General features: G+C 73.0%; 16 protein-coding genes. 11 read left to right on the top strand and 5 right to left on the bottom strand.

The features are described from left to right. Window positions 1–70: 70 nt before the first annotated feature. Window positions 71–1,507, top strand: a complete 1,437-nt coding sequence (locus ACH4MY_RS17130) for an aminotransferase class V-fold PLP-dependent enzyme (protein ID WP_398003648.1) — start codon at window positions 71–73, stop codon at window positions 1,505–1,507. Between the two features lie 70 nt (window positions 1,508–1,577). Here ACH4MY_RS17130 and ACH4MY_RS17125 read toward each other — a convergent pair whose 3' ends face one another. Beyond that, window positions 1,578–1,859: an Lrp/AsnC family transcriptional regulator gene (locus ACH4MY_RS17125; protein ID WP_189830680.1), complete on the bottom strand. Its 282-nt coding sequence runs from the start codon at window positions 1,857–1,859 to the stop codon at window positions 1,578–1,580. Then, window positions 1,856–2,590, bottom strand: a complete 735-nt coding sequence (locus ACH4MY_RS17120) for a rhomboid family intramembrane serine protease (RefSeq protein ID WP_398003644.1) — start codon at window positions 2,588–2,590, stop codon at window positions 1,856–1,858. The genes ACH4MY_RS17125 and ACH4MY_RS17120 overlap by 4 nt, the downstream gene beginning before the upstream one ends. Window positions 2,591–2,748: 158 nt before the next feature. On the opposite strand from ACH4MY_RS17120, the gene ACH4MY_RS17115 reads away from it, so the two are divergent. The 5 genes from ACH4MY_RS17115 (at window position 2,749) to ACH4MY_RS17095 (ending at window position 8,185) form a co-directional block, all read left to right on the top strand. Then, entirely contained in the window at window positions 2,749–2,991 is a 243-nt protein-coding gene (locus ACH4MY_RS17115; protein ID WP_017238847.1) for a hypothetical protein, read from the top strand. Window positions 2,992–3,024: 33 nt separating this feature from the next. After that, on the top strand, window positions 3,025–4,389 hold the full coding sequence (locus tag ACH4MY_RS17110; RefSeq protein WP_398003641.1) for an NYN domain-containing protein: 1,365 nt from the start codon (window positions 3,025–3,027) through the stop codon (window positions 4,387–4,389). 257 nt (window positions 4,390–4,646) lie between these two features. After that, window positions 4,647–5,696 carry an NlpC/P60 family protein gene (locus ACH4MY_RS17105; RefSeq protein ID WP_398003638.1) on the top strand — a complete coding sequence of 350 codons (1,050 nt, stop codon included), beginning with the start codon at window positions 4,647–4,649 and terminating at the stop codon, window positions 5,694–5,696. Between the two features lie 200 nt (window positions 5,697–5,896). Beyond that, window positions 5,897–6,910, top strand: coding sequence for an NlpC/P60 family protein (locus ACH4MY_RS17100; RefSeq protein ID WP_398003635.1), 1,014 nt, complete (start codon window positions 5,897–5,899; stop codon window positions 6,908–6,910). A 48-nt stretch (window positions 6,911–6,958) separates the two neighbouring features. Continuing rightward, entirely contained in the window at window positions 6,959–8,185 is a 1,227-nt protein-coding gene (locus ACH4MY_RS17095) for a hypothetical protein (protein WP_398003633.1), read from the top strand. A gap of 52 nt (window positions 8,186–8,237) precedes the next feature. Here the strand turns inward: ACH4MY_RS17095 and ACH4MY_RS17090 are convergent, their stop codons facing one another. Beyond that, window positions 8,238–8,762: a PadR family transcriptional regulator gene (locus ACH4MY_RS17090; RefSeq protein ID WP_398003630.1), complete on the bottom strand. Its 525-nt coding sequence runs from the start codon at window positions 8,760–8,762 to the stop codon at window positions 8,238–8,240. 100 nt (window positions 8,763–8,862) lie between these two features. Here ACH4MY_RS17090 and ACH4MY_RS17085 point away from each other — a divergent pair, with 100 nt between their 5' ends. Further along, window positions 8,863–10,191, top strand: coding sequence for an MATE family efflux transporter (locus tag ACH4MY_RS17085; RefSeq protein WP_398003627.1), 1,329 nt, complete (start codon window positions 8,863–8,865; stop codon window positions 10,189–10,191). Here the strand turns inward: ACH4MY_RS17085 and ACH4MY_RS17080 are convergent. Then, window positions 10,152–11,426 carry a glycosyltransferase 87 family protein gene (locus ACH4MY_RS17080; protein ID WP_398003625.1) on the bottom strand — a complete coding sequence of 425 codons (1,275 nt, stop codon included), beginning with the start codon at window positions 11,424–11,426 and terminating at the stop codon, window positions 10,152–10,154. The two genes, ACH4MY_RS17085 and ACH4MY_RS17080, sit on opposite strands and share 40 nt — an antisense overlap. Before the next feature lie 89 nt (window positions 11,427–11,515). On the opposite strand from ACH4MY_RS17080, the gene ACH4MY_RS17075 reads away from it, so the two are divergent. After that, a complete protein-coding gene (locus ACH4MY_RS17075; protein ID WP_398003622.1) occupies window positions 11,516–12,658 on the top strand; it encodes a glycosyltransferase family 4 protein in 1,143 nt (380 codons plus the stop codon). A gap of 105 nt (window positions 12,659–12,763) precedes the next feature. On the opposite strand, the gene ACH4MY_RS17070 is transcribed toward ACH4MY_RS17075, so the two are convergent. Further along, window positions 12,764–14,560 carry an AMP-dependent synthetase/ligase gene (locus ACH4MY_RS17070; RefSeq protein ID WP_398003620.1) on the bottom strand — a complete coding sequence of 599 codons (1,797 nt, stop codon included), beginning with the start codon at window positions 14,558–14,560 and terminating at the stop codon, window positions 12,764–12,766. A gap of 255 nt (window positions 14,561–14,815) precedes the next feature. On the opposite strand from ACH4MY_RS17070, the gene ACH4MY_RS17065 reads away from it, so the two are divergent. The 3 genes from ACH4MY_RS17065 (at window position 14,816) to ACH4MY_RS17055 (ending at window position 17,765) form a co-directional block, all read left to right on the top strand. Further along, window positions 14,816–15,583 carry a metallophosphoesterase gene (locus ACH4MY_RS17065; protein WP_398003618.1) on the top strand — a complete coding sequence of 256 codons (768 nt, stop codon included), beginning with the start codon at window positions 14,816–14,818 and terminating at the stop codon, window positions 15,581–15,583. A 90-nt stretch (window positions 15,584–15,673) separates the two neighbouring features. Continuing rightward, entirely contained in the window at window positions 15,674–16,114 is a 441-nt protein-coding gene (locus ACH4MY_RS17060) for an SRPBCC family protein (RefSeq protein WP_351905596.1), read from the top strand. Between the two features lie 508 nt (window positions 16,115–16,622). Then, window positions 16,623–17,765 carry an ArsA-related P-loop ATPase gene (locus tag ACH4MY_RS17055; protein WP_398003616.1) on the top strand — a complete coding sequence of 381 codons (1,143 nt, stop codon included), beginning with the start codon at window positions 16,623–16,625 and terminating at the stop codon, window positions 17,763–17,765. The last annotated feature ends 13 nt before the right edge of the window (window positions 17,766–17,778 follow it).

Below are 17,778 nucleotides of genomic sequence, written 5' to 3'. Positions count from 1 at the left end.
TACCCCGCCGTGTCCGGCCGCGTACGGGCTCACCGAAGCCATTCCGCACCGCCCGCCGGGAGATATCGCCATGTCCGCACGCCCTGACGTCGCCACCGCCACCGTTACCGCCGTCGCCGTCGAGACCGTCGCCACCGCCGTCGAGACCGTGACCGCCGAGGCCGCCGACCCCTGCTGCGCCGCCCCGCTGCCCGTCCTCGGCCGGGACGTCACCGTCCCGCTCGTCACCGGCGGCGAGGTGACCTACGCGGCGCTCGACTACGCGGCCAGCGCGCCGGCCCTCCAGCGGGTCTGGGACGACGTCGCCGCGTACGCCCCCTACTACGGCAGCGTCCACCGCGGCGCCGGCTACCTCTCCCAGCTCTCCACCGACCTCTTCGAGAACAGCCGCGTCACCGTGGCCGAGTTCCTCGACTGCCGCCCCGGCGACCAGGTCGTCTTCACCCGCTCCACCACCGACTCCCTCAACCTGCTCGCCGCCACGATCCCGGCCGGCTGCGAGGTCTTCGTCTTCGAGACCGAGCACCACGCCTCGCTGCTGCCCTGGCGGGACGCCCGTGTCACCTACCTCAACGCGCCGCGCACCCCGGAGCAGGCCGTCGCGACCCTGGAACGCGCCCTCGCCGACCGCGACCCCCACGGTCCCGCCCTCGTCTGCGTCACCGGCGCCTCCAACGTCACCGGGGAACTGTGGCCGGTGAAGGAGCTCGCCGCCGCCGCGCACGCCCACGGCGCCCGGATCGTGCTCGACGCCGCCCAGCTGGCGCCCCACCACCCGGTCTCCGTCCAGGAGCTCGACGTGGACTGGATCGCCTTCTCCGGGCACAAGCTGTACGCGCCCTTCGGCTCCGGTGTCCTCGCGGGCCGCGCCGACTGGCTGCAGGACTCCGAGCCCTACCTCGCGGGCGGCGGCGCCTCCCGCAAGGTGGCGCGCCGGGCGGACGGCGGGGTGGACGTGGAGTGGCACACCACCGCGGCCCGGCACGAGGCCGGCTCCCCGAACGTCATCGGCGTGTACGCGATCGCCTCCGCCTGCAAGGCGCTCACCGAGGCGGGCTTCGACGCGCTCGTCGAGCGCGAGCGACACCTGATCGCCACGGTCCGGGAAGGACTCGCCGAGGTTCCCGAGGTCAGGGTGCTCTCGCTGTTCGGCGACGACGCCCCGCGGGTCGGTGTCATCTCCTTCGTCGTGGAGGGCTGGAACAGCTCCCACTTCGCCGCCGCGCTCTCCGCCGAGTACGGCATCGGCGTCCGCGACGGTCTCTTCTGCGCCCACCCGCTGGTCCGCACGCTGCTCGGCAGCGACCCGCAGGACCCGGGCGAGTGCGGCGCCCCCGAGGCGGCGCCCGGCGAGCGCTCGCTCAACGCCATCCGGGTGAGCTTCGGCGCCGGTACGCCCGACGAGCACGTCGAGCGGTTCGTCGGCGCCGTGAAGGAGCTCGTCCGGGACGGCGCGCAGTGGAAGTACCGCACCGAGGACGGCCGCTGCGTTCCGGACCGCGGCTGACCACTCACTCGTACGGGTGAAGGGGGCCTCCCGATCGGGAGGCCCCCTTCACCCGTGCCGCGGAGGAGTCTCAGGACTCCAGACCGATGGCGAAGGCCGCCTCCAGATCGTGCTGGGAGTACGTACGGAAGGCGACATGCGTGTCCGTGGCCTCGACGCCCGGGATCTTGCTGATGCTGCCGGGGATCACGTCCGCCAGGTCGTCGTGGCGGGGCACGCGGACCATGGCGATGAGGTCGTAGGTGCCGGTCACCGAGAAGACCTCGCTGACGCTGTCGAGCGAGGCGATCGACTCGGCGATCTCGGGGATGCGGTCCACGCTGGTCTTGATGAGCACGATCGCGGTGATCACGGCTGGCTTTCTCCCTCGGTCGCCGCGGCTGGGGCTTTCACTCTATCCCCACCCCGGTAGCGCCCCCAGGCGTAGAGGAAGCCGACGGAGAAGCCCACCACATGGGCCAGATAGGCGACGCCGGGACCGGCGCCCGCCGCCCGCGCGGCCAGCCACTGCAGCGCGAACCAGAAGACCAGCACGATCCAGGCGGGGAAGCGCAGCGGAAGGAAGAAGAGGAAGGGGAAGAGACTGGTGACGCGGGAGCGCGGGAAGAGGAAGAGAAAGGCCCCGAGCACCCCGGAGATCGCACCGGACGCCCCGACCAGGGTCTGCTCGCTGTTCGCGTGCGCCGCCGCGTAGCCGAGCAGCGCGAGGTAGCCGGTGCCCAGATAGAAGAGGGCGAACTGGACCGGGCCCATGCGTTCCTCGGCCATCGCCCCGAAGACGTACAGGAACAGCATGTTTCCCAGCAGGTGGAGCCAGCTCCCGTGGACGAAGAGCGCGGTGAGCGGCGTGAGCAGGGCGCGGGGATCGCCGCTCATCAGCTCGGCGGGGACGACGCCCCAGCGGCGGAAGTACATGCCCTGCGCCGCGAGGAGCTGGTCGCCCGTGCCGTACGCCGGGTTGAGTCCGGAGACCGGGCCGATCGCGAAGAGCAGGCAGCAGGCGGCGATCAGTCCGTACGTCACCGTGGGTCCGCTGCGTGTGCCCCGCCAGGCACCGAGGGCCGCACCTCGCCAGTCGATCATGGACAGATCATGGCGTACCGGGGCCGAACTGGACAGAGTGCCTCGCCGTGCCCCCGGGTACCGGTGAGGCCGTAGGGTAACGGGCAGTACGACCGCAGTTCGACGGCGCACCGCGGCTCCCGCACCTGGTACCACGCAACAGGAAGAAGGACGGCACGATGACGACGGTTCCCCTGCCGACCGCCGAGACCCGCTGGCGCTGCACGCTCTGCGGCAACCTGACCCGATTCGATGTGACGCGCTCCTCCAAGGTCGTGGAGTACGTCCATCTGGACCTCGCGGGAGACCCGACGGTCGAGGAGCGGCAGGTGGTCAGTGAGACCATCGAGTCGGTCCGCTGCCGCTGGTGCAACGCGGTGGATCAGATCGAACTGGTGGACAGGCCGGGCGCCGCCTCCTGAGGGACGGCGCGGAAGACATAGGGGTGACGGATCGTGGAGCAGCCCGCGCACGGTGGAGAGCCGACCGGCGCGGCAGGTGACGCCGCCGAGACGCTCGACCACCCACTGCCGGAGGGCGTACGGCGGCGGGTCGTCGCGCTGGTCGCTGACGCCTTCGGCGGGCTGACCGTCGCGGAGCTGCCCGCGCCCCTGCGGCAGTACGCCCGTTTCACCGCCAGCCGGCGGGCCAAGTTCGCCGGCAACGCGATGGCGGCGGCCCTGGAGAGCGACCCGCTGTTCCGGCAGCGGATCGGCGAACGGTTCAAGCAGGACCAGCCCGAACTGGCCGGAGCCGTCGAGACCGGGACCCCGCCCGCCGCCGCCGACCCCGTGGAGGTGGCGGCGGCCGCCTATGTGCTGCGCCCGTCCGGCTGGGTCAAGCTCGTGGCCGCCGCGGGCGAGGAGGCCCAGCGCGTCGACGCCGAGCGGGCCGACGAGGCGGGCCGGCGCGAACTGGAGCGGCTGCGCGAGGAACTCGCCGCGGCCCGGGACCGCTCACGGGGCGAGACCGAGCAGTTGCGGCACGACCTGGAGACGGCCAGGAAGGAAGCGGAATCGCTTCACCGCAAGCTGCGCAGCGCCCAGAGCGACGTGAAGCGCGGCGAGGCCGCGCTGCGCCGCGTCCAGGGCGAGATCGATGTAGCGAAGGCGGAGGCGGCGGCCCAGGTGTCGTCCGCCGAGAGCGAGAGCCGGCGGCTCAAGGCCCGGCTCGGCGAGGTCGAGGCGGCCCTCGAGGCGAGCCGGAGGACCGCCCGTGAGGGGCGCTCGGTGGAGGACATGCGGCTGCGGCTGCTGCTCGACACCGTGCTCGACGCCGCCCAGGGGCTGCGCCGTGAACTCGCGCTGCCGCCCGTGTCGATGCACCCGGCGGACACCGTGGACGCCGTGGAGCCGGGGCGGATGTCCCCGAAGGACATCGCGGCGCGGGCGCTCTCCGAGACCGACCCGGCGCTCCTCGACCAGCTGCTCGCGCTGCCGCAGGCCCATCTGGTCGTCGACGGCTACAACGTCACCAAGACCGGCTATCCGACGATGCCGCTGGAGAAGCAGCGGCTGCGGCTGCTCGGCAGCCTGTCGGCCCTGGCGGCCCGCTCGGGCGCCGAGGTCACCTGTGTCTTCGACGGGGCGGAGCTGGCGGCTCCGGTGCTGCTCGCGCCGCCGCGCGGGGTCCGGGTGCTGTTCTCCAAGCCCGGCGTGACGGCGGACGAGTTGATCCGTCAGCTGGTGCGGGCGGAGCCGCCCGGCCGGCCGGTGGTGGTGGTCTCCACCGACCGTGAGGTGGCCGACGGAGTGGCGAAGGCCGGTGCGCGGCCGGTCGCGTCCGCCTTGTTGCTGAAGCGGCTTTCGCGGCTCTCGTGAAGCATCGCAACTCCTGGGCGGTATGCCCGAATTCTGGACGGCAGATCGTCAAGTGCTCATCACTGCCCGTGCGATGCGTGTAAATAATGTGGTGCGTGGGAGATATTTTTGCCAGTGGGATTTGAACTGATCACAACTTGGTCACTAGGGTCAGGCTTCGAACCTTCGCGCGGTTGATCACCCATCCGGGGTGGCGGCGGAGGAACCGCCTGCCCCTTACCGGTTGGGCGGCTCTGAGGAAGAAGGAGCTCGCCTTCGTGGCGTCCCACCGTCGACCCAAGCAGCCGAGCCGCATCCGTGTGACCGTGCTCACCGCGACCGCGGCAGCCGCCGTCGCTCTCACCGCCCAGACCGGTGCCCAGGCGGCCCCCGCCAAGCCCAACATCGACGAAGTCAAGTCGAAGGTCGACAAGCTGCACCACGAGGCCGAAGAGGCCACGGAGCAGGCGAACCTCGCTGAGGAGCGCCGAGGCAAGCTCCAGAAGGAGATCGGCAACCTTCAGGACAAGGTGGCCCGCGGTCAGCAGGAGCTCAACACCCTGCGCGACCAGATCGGTTCGGTGGCCAGTGCCCAGTACCGCTCCGGCGGCATCGACCCGGCGCTCCAGCTCTTCCTCTCCGCCGACCCGGACACCTATCTCGACAAGGCGTCCGCGATCGACCAGCTGAGCGCCCAGCAGGCCGACGTGCTCACGTCGATCCAGGCCAAGCAGCGCACGCTCGCCCAGCAGCGGGCCGAGGCCACCACGAAGCTGGCCGACCTCGAGGACGTCCGCAAGACCCTCAGCGCCAAGAAGAAGATGTACCAGGGCAAGCTGGCCGACGCCCGCAAGCTCCTCAACACGCTCACGGCGGCCGAGAAGGCCAAGATCGCGGCCGAGGAGCGGGCGAAGGAGCAGCGGGCGAGCCGCGACGCCGGCGAGCGCCTGGACCTGGGCAACGAGGTCCCCGCGAACGGCTTCGGTGCCGCCGCGCTCGCGGCCGCCGACACACGGGTCGGCATGCCGTACCAGTCCGGACACGAGGGCCCCTCGTCGTTCGACTGCTCGGGTCTGACCCAGTGGGCCTACGGCAAGGCCGGCGTCAACCTCAGCCGCGTCACCTACACCCAGCAGAACGACGGCACGAAGATCGGCCGCAGCCAGCTCAAGCCGGGCGACCTGGTCTTCTTCAACAACCTGTCGCACGTGGGTCTGTACGCGGGCGGCAACACGATCCTGCACGCCCCCAAGCCGGGCGCCAACGTCCGCTACGAGTCCATGAGCTACATGGGCACGTTCCAGTTCGGCGTCCGCATCGGCGGCTGACCCGCCACGACGCGAACCGCGCCGCCATGCCGCCCAATCGGGTGGTTCGGCGCGACGCAAGCTGACCTGACGCCCCGCCGGTGACCTGTGATCTCCGGCGGGGCGTCACTTTGTGTGTCCGGCGGCTTCGTTGGACGCGGAGTGATCAGCGGCTACTGTCTGCCGCGCCAGTCTGCGTCGAGCCGAACGGAGCGCGATTCGTGGCGTCCCACCGCCGACCCGCCAGGGTCACCGTCCTCACCGCCGCCGCCGCGGCCACCGCGGCGGCGTCCCTCGGGGCCGTCCCCGCGGTCGCCGACCCCGGGGCCGGACCCGCGGCCACCCGCGCCACGGTCGACCGTCTCTTCGAGGAGGCCGAGAAGGCCACGGAGGGCTACAACCGGGCGGACGAGAAGGCGGACGCGCTGCGCCGGACGGTCTCCCAGGCCCAGGACGGCCTCGCCCGGGGCCAGGAGCGCATCAACCGCATGCGGGGCGCGCTCGGTTCGGTCGCCGGCGCCCAGTACCGCTCCGGCGGCATCGACCCCGCCCTCGCCCTGCTGCTCTCCTCCGACCCGGACAGCTACCTGGACCGGGCCTCCGCCCTCGACCGGGTCACCGCCCGGCAGGGCGCCGCGCTCGGCGAGCTCCGGCGGGAGCAGCGCCGGCTGGACCAGAAGCGGTCCGAGGCCCGTACGGCCCTGGTCGAGCTGGAGCGCAGCCGGGCCGAGGTCGCCCGCCACAAGCGCTCCGTCGAGCGCAAGCTCGCCGAGGCCCGCCGGGTGCTCGCGAGCCTGACCGTCGAGGAGCGGGCCGACTTCGACCGGGCATCCCGTTCCGGCGGGCGCGCGGAGGAGCCGCCGCCCATGGCCGAGGTCCCGGCGGGTTCCTCGCGGGCCGCCGCCGCGGTGATCGCCGCCCGCAGCGCGGTCGGCAAGCCGTACGTGTGGGGGGCGACCGGCCCCTCCGCCTTCGACTGCTCGGGCCTGATGGTCTGGTCGTACCGGCAGGCCGGGATCAGTCTGCCGCGCACCTCGTCGGCGCAGCGCTACGCGGGCCGCCAGGTGCCGCTCGCGCAGGCGCAGCCGGGGGACCTCGTCACCTACCGCGGCGACGCCAGCCACGTGGGGATCTACGCCGGCAACGGGCAGGTCATCCACGCCCCCTACCCGGGCGCGCGGGTCCGCTACGACCCGGTGAACATGATGTCGCACGTGACGGTGACCCGGGTCTGACCCCGTAGCGGAAGCAGGCCGCGCCGTTCCGACCGTACGATCGGAGGCGTGGCGGGTCAGGGGTGTGGAGCGCGGCGGTCGGCGACGGCCTGCCTGTCCGTCCTGCTGCTCGTGCTCGCGGGGCTCGTCGGCTGCGGTACGCGGACCGAGCCCGCCGACACCGCGTCCCGGGAGATACAGACGCTCCTCGACCGGCACGCCAGGGCGCTCACCGACCGCGACCGGCCCGGCTATCTGGCCGCCGTCGACCCGGCGTACGCGCCGACCGCCCTCACCGTCTTCCGGCGGCTCGCGACGGTCCCCGCCGAGGGCTGGACCTACCGGGTCACCGGCATCGACCGCACCGCGTCCGACCGGGTCACCGCCCGCGCCGAACTCGGCTACCGGCTCCGGGACCACGACGAGCGGCCCGCGACCGGCGCCCGGGTCCTCGACCTCACCCGACGGGACGGACGCTGGTACGTGACCGGTGACCGCCCCGCGGAGGGCGCGCCCCGGCATCTGTGGGAGCAGGGCGACGTCGCGACCGTCCGGGGAGTCCGCTCGCTCGTCCTCGGCGTCGGCCAGACCCCCGAGCGGCTCCGGGAGATCGCCGCGGCCGCCGACCGGGCGGTTCCGGTCGTCTCCGCCGCCTGGCCCGCCGGCCGGGCCCGTCAGGTCGTCGTCCTCGTGCCGGGGTCGCTGGCGGGGATGGGGGAGCTCCTCGGGGCGCCCGGGGCCTCGTACCGGGGCATCGCCGCCGTCACCACGGGGGAGACCGGGGGCCGGGCGGACGCCCCCGCGGACCGGGTGATCGTGAATCCCGACGCGTACGGGGTGCTCGGCGCCTTCGGCCGGCAGCTGGTCCTCACCCACGAGACCGTCCATGTCGCCACCCGCGCCGCCACCACCTCGTCGACTCCGGTGTGGCTCTCCGAGGGCTTCGCCGACTGGGTCGCCTACCGGGACGCCGGCCGCACCCCCGCCCAGGCCGCGCCCGAGCTCGCCCGCGCGGTCCGCGCGGGCGAGCTGCCCGCCCGGCTCCCCGACGACACCGACTTCGCCTTCGGGGGCGACGCGGAGGCGCTCGCGCGGGCGTACGAGGGCGGCTGGCTGGCGTGCGCGCTGATCGCGGACCGCTGGGGCGAGACGGAGCTGCGGGACTTCTACCGGGCGGTGGGCGCGCACCCGGGCCGGGACGGCGCGGTGGAGAAGGCGCTCCAGGAGGTGCTCGGCACCACTCCGGAGGAGTTCACGGCCGAGTGGCGCGCCTCTCTGAAGGAGCGGCTCGGCTAGGGCCTGTCCGGGAGGGCGGCCGGTTCCGCCCGGGTGTGCGGCCGGTTTCCGGTCAGCTCTCCAGCTGGGCGATGGCCTCCGTCAGCCAGGCCTTCTCGGCCGTGCCCGTCGCGCGGGCGATCCGCAGCATCCCCTGCCGGAACAGGTCCGGTTCCCGCTCGACGCTGACGGGGGTCCCGTCCTCGTAGAAGAAGCTGGCCGGGGTGTTCAGGAACTCCTGGCGGCGCCGGAGCACGGCCGCCTGGTCCGCCCGGTCGGGGAGCAGGCCCAGGAAGGCGAGCAGGGTGAAGAAGCGCTGGCCGTCGGTGATCTCCGCTTCCTTGGGGGCGCGCAGCCGGGCGAGCAGCTCCCGGCGGCCCTCGGGGGTGAGGGAGAGCGTCCGGCGCGGGGCCGCGCTCACGCCCGGCTCCGTGCGGCTGTCGACCAGGCCGTTCTTCACCAGGCGGGTGATCGCCGGGTAGAGGGCGCCGTCGCTGACCGGGCGCACATGGCCGCTGAGGCCGTGGATGCGCTCCTTCAGCTCGTACCCGTGCAGCGGCTTCCCGTACAGGAAGCCCAGGATCGACAGTTCCAGCACCGGGCGGTCTCCTTCGCGCTTGTCCTCGGACCGGTCGCCATGCTACCTCTTTTCGATGTGCCTCGAATCGAGGTACATCGAAAAGAGGGGGTCCTCGTCCATGTCCGCGCACCGCCGCACGCTCGTCCGGCTCGCCCGCCCGGTCTATCTCGAACTCCTCGCCGGAGTCGCCGCCGGCATCATCAACATGGTCTGGGTCGCCCGGCTCGGCGGGGACGCCGTCGCCGCCGTCGCCGTCGCCACCAACGTCGAGAACCTGCTCCTCGGCGTCGTCCTCGTGGCCGGCTCCGGCACCACCGTGCTCGTCGCCCGCGCCCGCGGCGCCGGCGACCCGGCCGCCGTCCGCACCGCCGTCCGGGGCGGCGCCGCCCTCGGCGCCCTGCTCGTGCCGCCCGTCGCCCTCGGCGGGTACCTGCTGCGCGAACCGCTCGCGGCCCTGCTGCTCGGCGGCCACGACCACCCCGCCCACGCCCTGGCCACCGCCTACTTCGCGATCTCGCTCCCCGGCACGGCCGTCCTCTTCGCCATGAACATCCTCGACGGGATCCTCAAGGGAGCGGGCGACACCCGCACCCCCATGCGGCTCGCCTTCCTCGCCAACGGGCTGATCCTCGTCCTCGACCCCCTGCTCATCCACGCCCACGGCGTGCGGGGAGCCGCCCTCGCCACCGTCACCGGCCGGGCCGTCGCCCTCGCCGCCGGGCTGCTCGTCCTCCGCCGCGAACCCCTGCTCAAGGCCGCCCGAGCCGTCCGCGCGACCGAGCGGACCGCCGCCGCCCTGGGCCGCACCGCACGCATCGGACTGCCGATGGGCGTCGACTTCACCGTCCGGATGACGGGGACCCTCGCGCTCGTCTCCGTCGTGGCCCGGCTCGGCGTCACCGAGATCGCCGCCTACGGCATCGCCACCAAGGCCATGTACGTCGCGACCATGGCCTTCTACGCCGTCCGCCAGGCCGCCGCCATCCACAGCGCCCATCTGCTGGGGGAGGGGCGCGACGAACGCCGGGCCGTCGGACGGCAGGCCCTGCTCCTCGGCGGTGTCCTCGGCGCGAGTGCGGCGGCGCTGCTGCTCCCCGGCGCGGGACCCGTCATGCGGGCCTTCGGCGCCGAACCGGGGGTCGCGGAGGCGGGTGCGCTCTTCCTGCGCTGCCTCGGCCCCTACCTGCTGCTCCTGGCCGGGTACATCGCGCTGGCCGGGGTCTTCGAGGGCACCGGCGCCAGCCCGTACCTCGCCCGGATCACCGTCGGCGGCGTCCTCGTCCAGCTGCCGCTCGCGTACGGCCTCTCAGGTCTCGGACTGCCCGGCGTCTGCCTGGCCATGGCCCTCGCCATGGCCGCCCAGTGCGCGGCCCTGGCCCTGCTGCACCGGCGCACCCTCGCCGCACCTCAGCGCGAGCCGGACAGGGCCTTCTCGCGCTCCGCGTGAACCGCCTGCGCGGGCACGACCGCCCTCTCGGCGACGCGGGGCTCCGTCACCGTCTGGCGCCACAGGATGCGGCAGGCGATGAGGGTGGCGGCGATCAGCAGACCGTTCCGGGTGAACAGCACCGCGACGCCCAGCGGATCGCTCCGCGTCACGTGCGAGAACCACACCGGGAACTCGAACTGCGTCACCGCCGTCGCCCACACGACCAGACGCACCGGCCGCTCCATCCGGCTCGACCGGTACGCGAGACACACCGCCGCCAGGCCGACCAGCCACAGCATGTACTGCGGCGAGAGCACCCGGCTCGTCGTCGTGAACAGCAGCACCGCCACGAACGCCGTGTCCGCCACCGTCGACGAGGTGAAACGGCGCGCCCGGAAACGCCACACCAGCAGCCAGCCGAAGGCCGCGAACGTGAGCACCATCGCGGCCGTCGAGACGGTGGAGACGTACGGGCCGAGGAACTCGATCGAGCCGTAGTTCATCCGCGCCTCCCCGTCCCAGCCGAAGTGACGGGCCACATGGAAGACCATCGAGCCCAGCGACTCGACCTCCGTGCCCCGGTCGCGCTGGAAGGAGAGGAAGGCGAGCGCGCCCGGCATCCACAGCACGCAGAACAGCAGCACGGCGGCCGCCGCGCCCACCGCCGCCGGCCAGGAACGGAAGGTCGCCCGGCCCTTCGGCGTGCCCGCGAGCAGCAGCACCGGCCACACCTTCAGGACCGCGCCGAACCCGGCGAGCGCCCCCAGGACACGCGGACTCCGGCCCGCCGCGAGCAGCGCCGCCACCGCGACCGCCGTCACCATCACGTCGTACCGGGCGTACGCGGTCGGGCCGAGCAGCGGGACACCCGCGAGCCATATCCAGGCGCCGCGCGGCGAGCGGCCGGCGCGGCGGCCGGTGTGGAGGAGCAGCCCGAAGACGAGCGCGTCACAGAGGAAGGCGAGGACGAAGAACGCGGCCGAGTAGCCGAGGAACGGCAGCAGCCCCGGGGCGAGGATCGCGAACGCGGCGGCCGGCGGGTACTGCCAGGTCACGTCGTTCAGCGGATACGTGCCGGTGCGCAGGACCTCGTACCAGCCCTGGTAGATCTCCTCGATGTCGAACGTGATGTCCGGTCCGGGGATCACCACGACCTTGAAGACGCACAGCAGCAGGATGATCCGGGTCAGCGTCCAGAAGGTGACCGGAAGTCTCTGACCCGTGCGGAACCACTTCCCCACTGCGCCCGTCATCACTGTCTCGTCCTTCTCGCGTCGGCCCCGCTCACGCGGGGGAGTGGTGGTGCTGGGCGGTGGGTGCGCTCGCGGTAGATTCGGCCACGATGCACAAGACCCTGATCGTAACCAACGACTTCCCGCCGCGTCCCGGCGGAATCCAGGCCTTCCTGCACAACATGGCACTCCGCCTGGATCCCGAACAGATCGTGGTCTACGCCTCCACCTGGAAGCGCGGCCGCGAAGGGATCGAAGCGACAGCCGCGTTCGACGCCGAACAGCCTTTCACGGTCGTCCGGGATCGCACCACCATGCTGCTGCCCACTCCTCGGGTCACCGCCCGCGCCACCGCGCTCCTCCGCGAGCACGGCTGCGCGTCCGTGTGGTTCGGCGCGGCCGCGCCGCTCGGCCTGATGGCCCCCGCGCTGCGCAGGGCGGGCGCCCGCCGGCTCGTCGCCACCACCCACGGCCACGAGGCGGGCTGGGCCCAGCTGCCCGGCTCCCGGCAGCTGCTGCGGCGGATCGGCGAGGGCACGGACACGATCACCTACCTCGGCGAATACACCCGCTCCCGGATCGCCGAGGCCCTCACACCCGCCGCCGCCGGGCGGATGACACAGCTCCCGCCCGGCGTCGACGAGAAGACCTTCCACCCCGACTCGGGCGGCGCCGAGGTCCGCGCCCGCCTGGGACTCAGCGACCGCCCCGTGGTCGTCTGCGTCTCCCGGCTGGTCCCCCGCAAGGGCCAGGACACCCTGATCCGGGCGATGCCGCGGATCCTGCGCCGGGTCCCGGACGCGGTCCTCCTGATCGTCGGCGGCGGCCCGTACGAGAAGGACCTGCACCGCCTCGCCGCCGAGACCGGCGTGGCCGGATCCGTACGCTTCACCGGCGCCGTCCCCTGGTCCGAGCTTCCCGCCCACTACGGGGCCGGCGACGTCTTCGCCATGCCCTGCCGCACCCGCCGCGGCGGCCTCGACGTCGAGGGCCTCGGCATCGTCTACCTGGAGGCCTCCGCGACCGGCCTCCCGGTCGTCGCGGGCGACTCCGGAGGCGCCCCCGACGCGGTCCTCGACGGCGAGACGGGCTGGGTCGTCCGGGGCGAATCCGCCGAGGACACCGCCGACCGCGTCACCACCCTCCTCCTCGACCCCGAGCTCCGCGCCCGCATGGGCGAGCGGGGCCGCGCCTGGGTCGAGGAGAAATGGCGCTGGGACCTGCTCGCGGAGCGCCTCAGGGAGCTCTTGTAGCGCTCGGCCTCCGGGTCCGAGGGCGCGGTGAGGGTACGGAGACGGCCGGAGGCCCGGGGCGATCACCGCCCCGGGCCTCCGGCCGTACGTCCGCGCTCTCCGGGATCAGACCCCGTAGATCGCCTCGATCTCGTCCGCGAAGTCCTTCGCCACCACGTTCCGCTTCAGCTTCAGGGACGGGGTGATGTGACCCGCCTCCTCCGTGAACTGGGCCGGCAGGATGCGGAACTTACGGACCGACTCCGCCTTCGAGACCGCCGCGTTGCCGTCGTCGATCGCGCGCTGGATCTCCGCCATCAGCTCCGCGTCGTCGCGGAGGGTGGCCGCCGTCGAGCCCGTCGGCTTGCCGTGCTCCGAGGCCCAGCGGCCCAGGAACTCCTCGTCGATCGTGACCAGCGCGCCCACGAACGGACGGCCGTCGCCGACCACCATGCACTCCGCGACCAGCGCGTGCGCCCGGATCCGGTCCTCGATGACCGCCGGGGCGACGTTCTTGCCGCCCGCCGTCACCAGGATCTCCTTCTTCCGGCCGGTGATCGCGAGGTAGCCGTCCTCGTCGAGGGTGCCGATGTCGCCCGTGTGGAACCAGCCGTCCGCCAGCGCCTCGGCCGTCGCCGTCGGGTTGTTCCAGTACTCGGTGAAGATGTGCTCGCCGTGCAGCAGCACCTCGCCGTCGTCGGCGATCCGCACCACCGAACCCGGCAGCGGCTGACCGACCGTGCCGATCTTCTGCCGGTCCCAGGGGTTGAACGCCGTCGCCGCGCACGACTCCGTCAGGCCGTAGCCCTCCAGCACCGTGAAGCCGATGCCCCGGAAGAAGTGGCCGAGCCGCTCGCCCAGCGGCGCGCCGCCCGAGATCGCGTACTCGCCACGCCCGCCGAGCACCGCCCGCAGCTTGCTGAAGACCAGCTTGTCGAAGATCCTGTGCTTCAGCCTGAGGCCGAAGGACGGGCCCTGCGGGGTGCTCAGCGCCCGGCTGTAGGCGATCGCCGTCTGCGCGGCCTTGTCGAAGATCTTGCCCTTGCCGTCGGCCTGCGCCTTGGCGCGCGCCGAGTTGTAGACCTTCTCGAAGACCCGGGGCACGCCCAGGATCAGCGTCGGCCGGAACGAGGCCAGCTCGTCCGTGAGGTTCTTGATGTCCGGGACGCAGCCCAGCCGGATCGGCGCCATCACGGACGCGACCTCGACGAGCCGGCCGAAGACGTGCGCGGCGGGCAGGAACAGCAGCACCGAACACTCACCGGTACGGAAGAGCGGCTTCAGCCGCTCCACCACGTTGCCGCACTCCGCGAAGAACGCCCGGTGCGTCAGGACGCAGCCCTTGGGGCGGCCCGTCGTGCCCGAGGTGTAGACGATCGTCGCCGGGTCGTCCGCGTTCGCCGCCGACATGCGCGCGTCGAGCAGCTCGTCGGAGACGTCCGCGCCGGCGGCGGTGAGCCGTGCGACCGCGTCGTCCTCGATCTGCCAGACACCCTTGAGCTGCGGAAGCTCCGCCCGGACGGACTCCACCGCCTCCTGGTGCGCCGCGCTCTCGACGAGCACCAGGGTCGCGCCCGAGTCGCCGAGGATCCACTGGATCTGCTCCGCCGAGCTCGTCTCGTACACGGGTACGGTCACGCCGCCCGCGCTCCAGATCGCGAAGTCGAGGAGGACCCACTCGTAGCGCGTACGGGAGAGCAGCGCGACTCTGTCACCCGGCTCGACGCCGGCCGCGATCAGACCCTTGGCGGCCGCGCGGACCTCCGCGAGGAACTGGGTGGCGGTCACATCGGTCCACGCCCCGGCGACCTTGCGGCCCATCACGGCGACGTCTGGATGCTGGGAGGCGTTGCGGCGGATGAGATCCGTCAGGTTGCCGTCCGCGGGGACCTCGTACAGGGCCGGAAGGCTGAACTCGCGCAAGACTGCTGCTCCTCATCGGGCGCCGGCGCCACGGCTCTGTGTGATGCACCGGTGAAGTCCAAGAACGGTCAGGTGCTCCGTGGGGGTGAGCACGACTGGACTGCCCGGACGTTACCCACCAGTACATGGTTCCGGATAGGGGGTTCCGGCCAGATGTTCCGTGCGTCACACAAGTGTGGCGGTGCTCTGCGCACAGTAATCCACCGGTTTCCCGACTCGGAAGTAACCGCAGGTCCGACGCCCTAAGGTGGGCCCATGCGAGTCCATGTGGTCAGTGACGTGCACGGCAACGCCGGAGACCTCGCCAGGGCGGGGGACGGGGCCGACGCCCTCATATGCCTGGGAGACCTGGTCCTCTTCCTCGACTACGCCGACCACAGCCGCGGGATCTTCCCCGACCTCTTCGGCGTCGAGAACGCCGACCGGCTCGTGGAACTGCGCACCGCCCGCCGCTTCGACGAGGCCCGTGACCTGGGCCGCCGCCTCTGGGCGGAGCTCGACGTCGACCGCGAGACCGCGATCGAGGCCGCGGTCCGCCGCCAGTACGCCGACCTCTTCGCCGCCTTCCCCACCCCCACGTACGCCACCTACGGGAACGTCGACATCCCCCGGTTCTGGCCAGAATTCGCCGGACCGGGGACGACCGTCCTCGACGGCGAGCGGATCGAGCTCGGCGGCCTCGTCTTCGGCTTCGTCGGCGGCGGCCTGCGCACCCCGATGCGCACCCCGTACGAGATCTCCGACGAGGAGTACGCGGCGAAGGTCGAGGCCCTCGGCGACGTCGACGTCCTCTGCTCCCACATCCCGCCGGACGTCCCCGAGCTGACGTACGACACCGTCGCCCGCCGCTTCGAGCGCGGCAGCCGGGCCCTGCTCGACGCGATCCGGCGCACCCGGCCCCGCTACGCCCTCTTCGGCCACGTCCACCAGCCGCTGGCCAGGCGGATGCGGATCGCCGCGACCGAGTGCGTGAACGTCGGCCACTTCGCCTCGACGGGCAGGCCCTTGGCACTGGAGTGGTGACAGGCCCCGCGCCGCGGCGCGATAGCCTTCCGTCGGCACGTCTGTGCCCCCTTGACTTCCGCCGGACCGCACAGTGGAGGAACCACCACGATGGCCGAACACACCAGCTCGAGCATCACCATCGAGGCGGCACCGGCCGACGTCATGGGTGTGATCGCCGACTTCGCCCGATACCCGGAGTGGACCGGCGAGGTGAAGGAGGCCGAGGTCCTGGAGACCGACGGCTCCGGCCGCGCCGAGAAGGTCCGGCTGCTCCTCGACGCCGGGGCGATCAAGGACGACCACACCCTCGCCTACACCTGGACCGGTGCCGACGAGGTCAGCTGGACCCTGGTCAAGTCCCAGATGCTCCGCTCCCTCGACGGCTCCTACCGGCTCGCCGCGCTCGGCGGCGACCGGACCGAGGTCACCTACCAGCTGACCGTCGACGTCAAGATCCCCATGCTCGGCATGATCAAGCGCAAGGCGGAGAAGGTCATCATCGACCGCGCCCTCGCGGGCCTGAAGAAGCGCGTCGAATCCGGCGCGTAGCCCACTGCCGTGTGGGCGCGCACACGGCAGTCCCGCCCGGCCCACGCCGTGCGGGCCCGCCCGCGCCGCCCGGCCTTTGCCGCAGTGTGCGCGCGCTGCCCCCCCGCCACCGCCGGTGTGGGCATTCGTCCCGCTGGGGCGGGACGGGTGGGTACACGGGACGCGCGCTTGGCGGCGCGTCCGCCCCTTGTGCCTGGACCCGCACCAGTACTTTGGCGCGGATCGGGTGCGGGTCAGGGCGCGGAAGCCTGGGCCCGGCAAGGGGCGACGTTCCGTTGTGCCCACCCGTTCCGCCCTGGGGGTCCCCCCGGACGGAGTCTGGGGGAGGAACAACTGCCCACAACGGGGTGGGCAGCGCCCACAACGGGGTGACGCCGGTCGTGATCAGTCGTTCCGCGCCGGCGGAGCTGCTGTCCACAACGGAGGCGGCGGCGACGCCCGTCGACCCCCGCGTTTCCGCCCGGGGCAGGCGCGGGTGGGTGTGAGGCGTCCCGGTAACGTCCTCCGCATGCGGATCATCCTTGTCACCGGCCTCGGCGGCGCCGGGCGTACCACCGTCGCCGCCGCGACCGCCCTCGCCGAGGCACACGCGGGCCGCCGGGTCCTGCTGGTCTCCGAGGACGCCGACCCGCTCCTGGGCGGCGGTGGCGGTGGCGGCGGCCTCCGGGTCCTGCGTCCCGAGCCGGCCGCCGACTTCCGCCGCGAGTTCCTCGCTCTCCAGGCCCGTTCCTCCACCGCCCTCGACCTGCTGGGCGCCGTGCCCTTCGAGGACGCCGAGCTCACCGAACTTCCCGGCAGCCGCCAGTTCGCCCTGCTCCGTTCCCTGCGCGACGCCGCCGAGGGCGACCACGATCTGGCCGTCGTCGACCTGCCGCCGCTCGCCGAGGCGCTCGCCGTCCTGGCCCTGCCCGAGCAGCTCCGCCGCTATCTGCGCCGCCTCCTGCCCCCGGAACGGCAGGCCGCCCGCGCCCTGCGCCCGATGCTCGCCCAGCTCGCCGGGGTTCCCATGCCCGCGCAGTGGCTGTACGAGACCACCGGGCGCTGGGAGGCCGAGCTCGCCGCCGTCCAGGCCGTCGTCGAGGCCCCCACGACCTCCGTCCGGCTCGTCCTGGAACCCGGCCCCGCCGCCGTCCGTGCTCTGCGCACCGCCCGGCTCGGCCTCGCGCTCCAGGGCGTCTCCCTCGACTCCGTGGTCGCCAACCGGCTGCTGCCCGCCGAGTCGGAGGACCCCTGGCTCGCCGGGCTCACCGCCCAGCAGCACCGGCACCTGGCGGAGCTCCGTACCGCCGGCGGGGCCGTCGACGAGCTCCCGCACCTGGGCCGGGACCCGCGCGGGCCCGAGGACCTCGCGCTGCTCGCGCCCGCGAGGCCGGCCGCGCTGCCCGAGCCCGTACCGGAGTGGACGATCGAGGACCGGCGGGAGGAGGACGGTGTCCTGGTGTGGCACATCGGCCTCCCGGGGGCCGTCAAGGAGGAGCTGTCCCTCGTCCGCAGAGGTGACGAACTGCTCCTCACCGTCGGATCCGTCCGCCGCAACGTGCCTCTGCCGGCGGCTCTGCGCCGCTGCACCGTCACCGGTGCCGGACTCGTCGAAGGGGACCTCCGGGTGCGCTTCACCCCCGACCCCGGCCTCTGGCCCCGTACCTCCTGAGCGGGCGTGTACC

This window comes from Streptomyces sp. NPDC017246 (assembly GCF_044331325.1).
In the GTDB taxonomy this organism is placed as follows: domain Bacteria; phylum Actinomycetota; class Actinomycetes; order Streptomycetales; family Streptomycetaceae; genus Streptomyces.
The sequence above is the reverse complement of the archived record's forward strand: the minus strand, read 5'-3'. Positions and strand labels throughout refer to the sequence as shown.

What these genes read in the sequence shown, in the direction of transcription:
- ACH4MY_RS17130 (WP_398003648.1), top strand. Translation starts at nt 71, where the DNA reads ATGTCCGCACGCCCTGACGTCGCCACCGCCACCGTTACCGCCGTCGCC.
- ACH4MY_RS17080 (WP_398003625.1), bottom strand. Translation starts at nt 11,426, where the DNA reads ATGACGGGCGCAGTGGGGAAGTGGTTCCGCACGGGTCAGAGACTTCCG.
- ACH4MY_RS17065 (WP_398003618.1), top strand. Translation starts at nt 14,816, where the DNA reads ATGCGAGTCCATGTGGTCAGTGACGTGCACGGCAACGCCGGAGACCTC.
- ACH4MY_RS17075 (WP_398003622.1), top strand. Translation starts at nt 11,516, where the DNA reads ATGCACAAGACCCTGATCGTAACCAACGACTTCCCGCCGCGTCCCGGC.
- ACH4MY_RS17115 (WP_017238847.1), top strand. Translation starts at nt 2,749, where the DNA reads ATGACGACGGTTCCCCTGCCGACCGCCGAGACCCGCTGGCGCTGCACG.
- ACH4MY_RS17060 (WP_351905596.1), top strand. Translation starts at nt 15,674, where the DNA reads ATGGCCGAACACACCAGCTCGAGCATCACCATCGAGGCGGCACCGGCC.
- ACH4MY_RS17120 (WP_398003644.1), bottom strand. Translation starts at nt 2,590, where the DNA reads ATGATCGACTGGCGAGGTGCGGCCCTCGGTGCCTGGCGGGGCACACGC.
- ACH4MY_RS17055 (WP_398003616.1), top strand. Translation starts at nt 16,623, where the DNA reads ATGCGGATCATCCTTGTCACCGGCCTCGGCGGCGCCGGGCGTACCACC.
- ACH4MY_RS17085 (WP_398003627.1), top strand. Translation starts at nt 8,863, where the DNA reads ATGTCCGCGCACCGCCGCACGCTCGTCCGGCTCGCCCGCCCGGTCTAT.